This window comes from Mesorhizobium sp. M4A.F.Ca.ET.022.05.2.1, from assembly GCF_003998845.1.
Lineage (GTDB): Bacteria > Pseudomonadota > Alphaproteobacteria > Rhizobiales > Rhizobiaceae > Mesorhizobium.
In genome coordinates, this window is the sequence record NZ_RZOJ01000363.1 from 1 (window position 1) to 6,069 (window position 6,069).

General features: G+C 65.3%; 5 protein-coding genes and 1 pseudogene. 4 read left to right on the plus strand and 2 right to left on the minus strand.

The genetic code is table 11. From position 1 onward, the window contains the following. The 4 genes and pseudogenes from EN745_RS27550 to EN745_RS27565 all read left to right on the plus strand — a co-directional run. A pseudogene (locus tag EN745_RS27550) lies at positions 1–233 on the plus strand (phosphoserine aminotransferase); the annotation flags it as partial. Between the two features lie 67 nt (positions 234–300). After that, positions 301–1,902: a phosphoglycerate dehydrogenase gene (serA, locus tag EN745_RS27555; protein WP_126057887.1), complete on the plus strand. Its 1,602-nt coding sequence runs from the start codon at positions 301–303 to the stop codon at positions 1,900–1,902. A 268-nt stretch (positions 1,903–2,170) separates the two neighbouring features. After that, a complete protein-coding gene (locus tag EN745_RS27560) occupies positions 2,171–3,469 on the plus strand; it encodes an adenylosuccinate synthase (protein WP_127422710.1) in 1,299 nt (432 codons plus the stop codon). Between the two features lie 74 nt (positions 3,470–3,543). Further along, positions 3,544–5,217 (plus strand): hypothetical protein, encoded by a 1,674-nt coding sequence (locus EN745_RS27565; RefSeq protein WP_127422711.1) that lies wholly within the window; start codon positions 3,544–3,546, stop codon positions 5,215–5,217. On the opposite strand, the gene EN745_RS27570 is transcribed toward EN745_RS27565, so the two are convergent. Then, on the minus strand, positions 5,138–5,458 hold the full coding sequence (locus EN745_RS27570) for a CcdB family protein (RefSeq protein WP_348630974.1): 321 nt from the start codon (positions 5,456–5,458) through the stop codon (positions 5,138–5,140). The genes EN745_RS27565 and EN745_RS27570 overlap by 80 nt on opposite strands. Then, positions 5,391–6,069: type II toxin-antitoxin system CcdA family antitoxin (locus EN745_RS37245; RefSeq protein ID WP_245487856.1), on the minus strand; the 679-nt coding region annotated here is incomplete at its 5' end. The genes EN745_RS37245 and EN745_RS27570, both read right to left, overlap by 68 nt.

Here is a 6,069-nt window from a genome sequence, read left to right on the forward strand (position 1 = left end):
ATCCGCAAGTCGCGGCGCTCGACGCCGACGGGCAGGCGGCTTTCGCCAAAGCGCTGGTCTCGGCGCTCGACAAGGAAGGTGTGGCCTACGATATCGGCGCCTACCGCGACGCCCCGCCCGGCCTGCGCATCTGGTGCGGCGCGACTGTCGAGACCTCCGATCTCGAGGCGCTGCTGCCCTGGCTCGACTGGGCTTTTGCCGCGCAAAAGGCGTCGCTGAAGGCGGCTGCCTGAGTTGCCCGTGGCGGCCATCGGGGCCGCCCATTTCCAAACGGATCAATCCCTTTCGAAGGAGGCCGCCATGGCGCCCCGCGTTCTCGTCTCAGACAAACTTTCCACCACCGCTGTGCAGATCTTCAAAGACCGCGGCATCGAGGTCGACTATCTGCCCGACCTCGGCAAGGACAAGGAAAAGCTGCTCGAAGTCATTGGCCAGTATGACGGCCTCGCCATCCGCTCGGCCACCAAGGTCACCGAAAAGCTGATCAACGCCGCCACCAGGCTCAAGGTTGTCGGCCGCGCTGGCATCGGCGTCGATAATGTCGACATCCCGGCGGCAAGCCGCAAGGGCATCATCGTGATGAACACGCCCTTCGGCAATTCGATCACCACCGCCGAGCATGCTGTCGCCATGATCTTCGCCCTTGCCCGCCAGATTCCGGAAGCGAACGCCTCGACGCATGCCGGCAAGTGGGAAAAGAACCGCTTCATGGGCATCGAGATCACCAGCAAGACGCTCGGTGTCATCGGCTGCGGCAATATCGGTTCGATCGTCGCCACCCGCGGCGTCGGGCTCAAGATGCATGTCATCGCCTTCGACCCGTTCCTGTCTGACAGCCGCGCCGAGGAGCTCGGCGTCGAGAAGGTCGAGCTCGACGAGCTCTTCGCCCGCGCCGATTTCATCACGTTGCACACGCCGCTGACCGACAAGACGCGCAACATCATCGACGCCGCCGCGATCGCCAAGATGAAGACAGGCGTACGCATCATCAACTGCGCGCGCGGCGGGCTGATCGTCGAGGCCGATCTGGTCGCGGCACTGAAGAGCGGCAAGGTGGCGGGCGCCGGCATCGACGTGTTCGAGGTCGAACCGGCGGAGAACAACGAACTGTTCGGGATGGAGAATGTCGTGGCGACGCCGCATCTCGGCGCCTCCACCGCCGAGGCACAGGAGAATGTGGCGCTGCAGGTGGCAGAGCAGATGTCCGACTACCTGCTCAAGGGCGCCGTCTCCAACGCCATCAACATGCCCTCGATCACCGCCGAGGAGGCGCCGCGGCTGAAGCCCTTCGTCAAGCTCGCCGAAGTGCTCGGCGCCTTCGTCGGCCAGGTCACCGAGGATCCGATCAAGGAGGTCGAGATCCTGTTCGACGGCTCGACCGCGACCATGAACACGCGTGCCCTGATCAGCGCGACCCTTGCCGGTCTGATCCGGCCGCAGGTCTCCGACGTCAACATGGTGTCGGCGCCGATCATGGTGAAGGAACGCGGCATCATCGTCGCCGAGGTCAAGCGCGACAAGTCTGGCGTGTTCGACGGCTACATCAAGCTGACGGTCACCACCGAGCACAGGACGCGCTCGATCGCCGGCACCTGCTTTTCGGACGGCAAGCCGCGGTTCATCCAGATCAAAGGCATCAATCTCGACGCCGAAGTCGGCCAGCACATGCTTTATACGACCAACGCCGACGCGCCCGGCATCATCGGCCTGCTCGGCACCGTCTGCGGCGAGAACGGCGTCAACATCGCCAACTTCCAGCTCGGCCGCAACCGGCCGGGTGGCGATGCCATCGCACTGCTCTATCTCGACGCGCCGTTCCCCGAAAATGTGCTCGATCAGCTGCGGGCGCACAAGTCGATCGACTCGGCCAAGCCGCTGCACTTCGACGTCGGCGTAGCCTGAAGCCCGTCCTGCCGATTTGCATGACAGCGCCGCGCGTGCGATAGCCGCGCGGCGCTGTCATTCGTGCCAGGCGTCGGCGCCGGAAAGTGCCTGGGAGGAATGCCGGCGTAATCGCGCCCTGCTCGCCTCGGCAAATCGCGCGAAAGGCGAAAAATGTTATGCCCCGGGCGGCGTTCGGCGGCAAAGAATGGTCGCGTCGGTCCGCTCTTGACGCTATAGAGGCCTGTCGTTTTCAAGCCGCCAGTCGGCATTTCAAGGGAAAAGCAACATGGCCAATGTGGTGGTCGTCGGCTCGCAGTGGGGCGACGAAGGCAAGGGCAAGATCGTCGACTGGCTGTCGGAGCGGGCCGATGTCGTCGTGCGCTTCCAGGGCGGCCACAATGCCGGCCACACGCTGGTCGTCGACGGCAAGGTCTACAAGCTGTCGCTTCTGCCTTCCGGCGTCGTGCGGCAAGGCAAGCTGTCGATCATCGGCAATGGCGTGGTCTTCGACCCGCACGCCTTCGTCGCCGAAGTGGCGAAACTGAAGGCGCAAGGCGTCGAGGTGACGCCGGATCGCCTGAAAATAGCCGAAAACACCGCGCTTATCCTGTCGCTGCACCGCGAATTGGACGGATTCCGTGAGGACGCCGCCTCCAATTCCGGGACAAAGATTGGCACGACCCGCCGCGGCATCGGCCCCGCTTACGAGGACAAGGTGGGACGGCGCGCGGTCAGGGTGATGGATCTGGCGGATTTGGAAACGCTTCCCCTGAAGGTCGACAGGCTGCTGACGCACCACAATGCGCTGCGCCGCGGGCTCGGCCATAGCGAAGTCACGCATGACGCGATCATGCGCGAGCTGACTTCGGTCGCCGACGAGATCCTGCCCTACATGGACCGGGTCTGGAAAGTTCTTGACGATCGGCGCCGCGCCGGCGAGCGGATCCTTTTCGAGGGCGCGCAAGGCACGCTGCTCGACATCGACCACGGCACCTATCCGTTTGTCACCTCGTCCAATACCGTCGCCGGCCAGGCCGCGGCCGGCTCGGGTGTGGGGCCGGGCGCCATCGGCTATGTGCTGGGCATCACCAAGGCCTACACGACGCGTGTCGGCGAGGGCCCGTTCCCGACCGAGCAGAAGAACGAGATCGGCGAGTTCCTCGGCACGCGTGGTCATGAATTCGGCGTCGTCACCGGCCGCAAGCGTCGCTGCGGCTGGTTCGACGCCGTGCTGGTGCGCCAGGCGGTGGCCGTCAACGGCATCAAGGGCATCGCGCTGACCAAGCTCGATGTGCTGGACGGACTCGACGAGATCAAGGTGTGCACCGCCTACCGCCTCGACGGCGAGACGATTGACTATCTGCCGGCCAGCCAGGGCGCGCAGGCGCGCGTCGAGCCGGTCTACGAGACGCTCGAAGGCTGGAAAGGCACCACCGCCGGCGCGCGCAGCTGGAACGATCTGCCGGCCCAGGCGGTCAAGTATGTACGTTACATCGAGGAGCTGATCGGCGCGCCGGTGGCGCTGCTCTCGACCAGCCCGGAGCGGGACGACACGATACTTGTGACTGATCCGTTTCAAGACTAGTTTCTCAGCCTTTCCGGGCTCAGCGGCTGATTTGCGGGGGCCGGCCCAGGAACAAAATGCGGGTCCACTGAAGCATGGCAGATTTCATCACCGTTCTGAAAAAGACGATCGACGGTCTCAGCGAAAACACGCCCGAGATGCGCTCGAAAGTCTATGACAAGGCGCGGGCGACAATCGCCAAGAAGCTTGCGGATCACGTCCCGCCTTTGGCGCCGTCGGTTGCCGATCAGCAGAAGCGCACGCTGGAGGATGCGATTTCCAACGTCGAGCGTGGCTATGCCAAAAGCCAGCCGGCGGTCGATCCGCTGGCCGAGCTGGAGCACATCTTCTCCTCGATCGACCGCAACAAGAACCAGCCGAGCCATGTGCGGCAGCCTGTCGTTGCCAAAGCCGAGCCTGCTAGGCCTGAGCCCGCCAAGCCGGAGCCTTTCCGGCCGGCTGCGCCAGTCGCCAAGGCAGAGCCAAGCTGGCAGAAGGCGCCGCAAACGCCTCCGCCATTCGAGACCGATGCCCGCCTGCCGGGCATGGACGCCTCGATGCCGAACGACCAGAATGACGTCTTTGTCAGTGAGGAAGAACCGGCGGCGGCCGACACGTTCCAGCGGCTGCGCCCTGCGGCGCGCAAACGCAGCTATGGCGGGCTGATCGCCGCTGCCGCCGCCGTCCTGGTGATCGGCGGTGGCGGCTATGGCATCTGGCTGAACAAGGACGCGTTCGGTTCCATGCTCGGCCTTGGCGGGAGCAAGACCGTCACCACGGAGCCGCTGGTGAAGCCGGCTCCGGCCAAGCCGGCGGCCGACGTCGCGGCGACACCGCCGGCGGCGGGCACCGGCGAAACGGCCGAGGCGACCAAATTCACCCAGCGCCTGACGCCGGAGGGCAAGGAGACCGATCCCGGCCCCGCCGGCGGGCAAAGCGGCATTGGCGAAGGCGAATCCGTCGCCGCGCTGACGACGCCGCCACCGGCTGCGCCCGTGGTGCCGGCGCCGACCAGCCCGCCGGCGGCGGCAACCGGCGCTCCCGCAGCTCCCGCGCCCGGGGCGGCAACACCGCCGGCCGATGGCGCCACACCCGCAACGCCGGCAGATGCGGCCGCGACGCCGCCGGTACCGCCCGCTGGCGCACAGCCGGCCGCGCCGGCCACCGGCGCCGCACCGTCGACACCGGCGGCAGCGCCGGTTGAAACCGCGTTGCCGGTCGGCCAGAAGGCGATCTTCTACGAGGAACGCACCAGCACCCAGCAGGGCTCGGCCGAGCCGGGCAATATCGTCTGGTCGCTGGTGCAGGAATCGCCGGGCGGCGACCTGCCGCCGGAACCGGCGATCCGCGCCGAGGCGACTATACCGGGCAAGGACATCCAGCTGCGCATGACGATCAGGCGCAACACAGACCAGACGCTGCCGGCCAGCCACATCATCGAGATGATCTTCCTCACTCCGGAAGGATTTGACGGCGGCGGCGTCGACAACATCCTGCGCATCGCCATGAAGAGTTCCGAACAGGATGCCGGCAGCCCGCTGATCGGCATCCCGGCCAAGATCGCCGACGGCTTTTTCCTCGTCGCGCTCAACGACACCAAGGCCGATGAGGACGCCAATCTGACGCTGCTCAGGGGCCAGGACTGGATCGATGTGCCGGTCGTCTACAAGACCGGGCGGCGCGCCCTGCTCACCATGGAAAAGGGCATCCCCGGCGAGAAGGTGTTCGACGAGGCGCTGAAGGCCTGGCAGGCGAAGACGTCTGGTTGACTCGCAGCGGTGGCTTGAGGCCCTCGCCGCTCAGAACCCCCTGGAACGGCATGTCGAGCGCAGCGGCGATCTCGTCGTGATACCGCATCAGGTTCAGCCGGCTCTCGCCAAGTTCCGTCGTCGAAACCGTGGCGAGCAGATGGGTGGCCTTCACCAGCTTGCGTCCGTTGATCTCAAAGATCGGATGGAGCTTCCGCATCGCAGGCGGCGCCACCGAGACGGGCAGATGTGGGACCACCACCCGTGTCTTGAAGTGATCGAGCAGATCGGATTGAACGTCGAGAAGATGGCCGCCTTCGATGCCGCCGTCTGGCGGCGAACACGTCGTAGCCGTTCCAGGCGTCCATCGTTGCGCGGTTCTCAAGCTTCCAGAGCCGCGTCTTCTCGGCTGCCACTGCTTCGGCTATCCCGGCTTCGGCGGCGCGCGAGACGTTCACGTTGAGCCCCTTTGCTTCCTTCATCAGCTGTGAATCGATCGACAGATTTGCCGGCTGACGAACCGCGTTCGCAGCAATCTTGCGCATGAGGCCTCCGCAACATGCGTATTCCATATGCGCATCCGGGGCACCGCCGCAACGGCTGGGCTGCGCGGGCGGCATGACGAAATTGATGCCATATGCTAATGTTCGCGAGATCGGTGGGCGAGATCGTGCACGGCGATGACCAATGCGAAGATCAACCTTCGTGAGCTCGGCGAAACCATCCTTCTGACAGATGGCGGCCTCGAAACGTCGCTCGTCTTCCTGGAAGGGCTCGATCTGCCGTTCTTTGCCGCTTTCCCCCTGCTTGCGACCGATGAGGGCCGAGAGAGGCTCGGGCGCTATTTCCGTCAATATCTGGATATCGCCGAAC

Coding starts and splice junctions, on each gene's coding strand:
- EN745_RS27565 (WP_127422711.1), top strand. CDS start 3,544: ATGGCAGATTTCATCACCGTTCTGAAAAAGACGATCGACGGTCTCAGC.
- serA (WP_126057887.1), top strand. CDS start 301: ATGGCGCCCCGCGTTCTCGTCTCAGACAAACTTTCCACCACCGCTGTG.
- EN745_RS27560 (WP_127422710.1), top strand. CDS start 2,171: ATGGCCAATGTGGTGGTCGTCGGCTCGCAGTGGGGCGACGAAGGCAAG.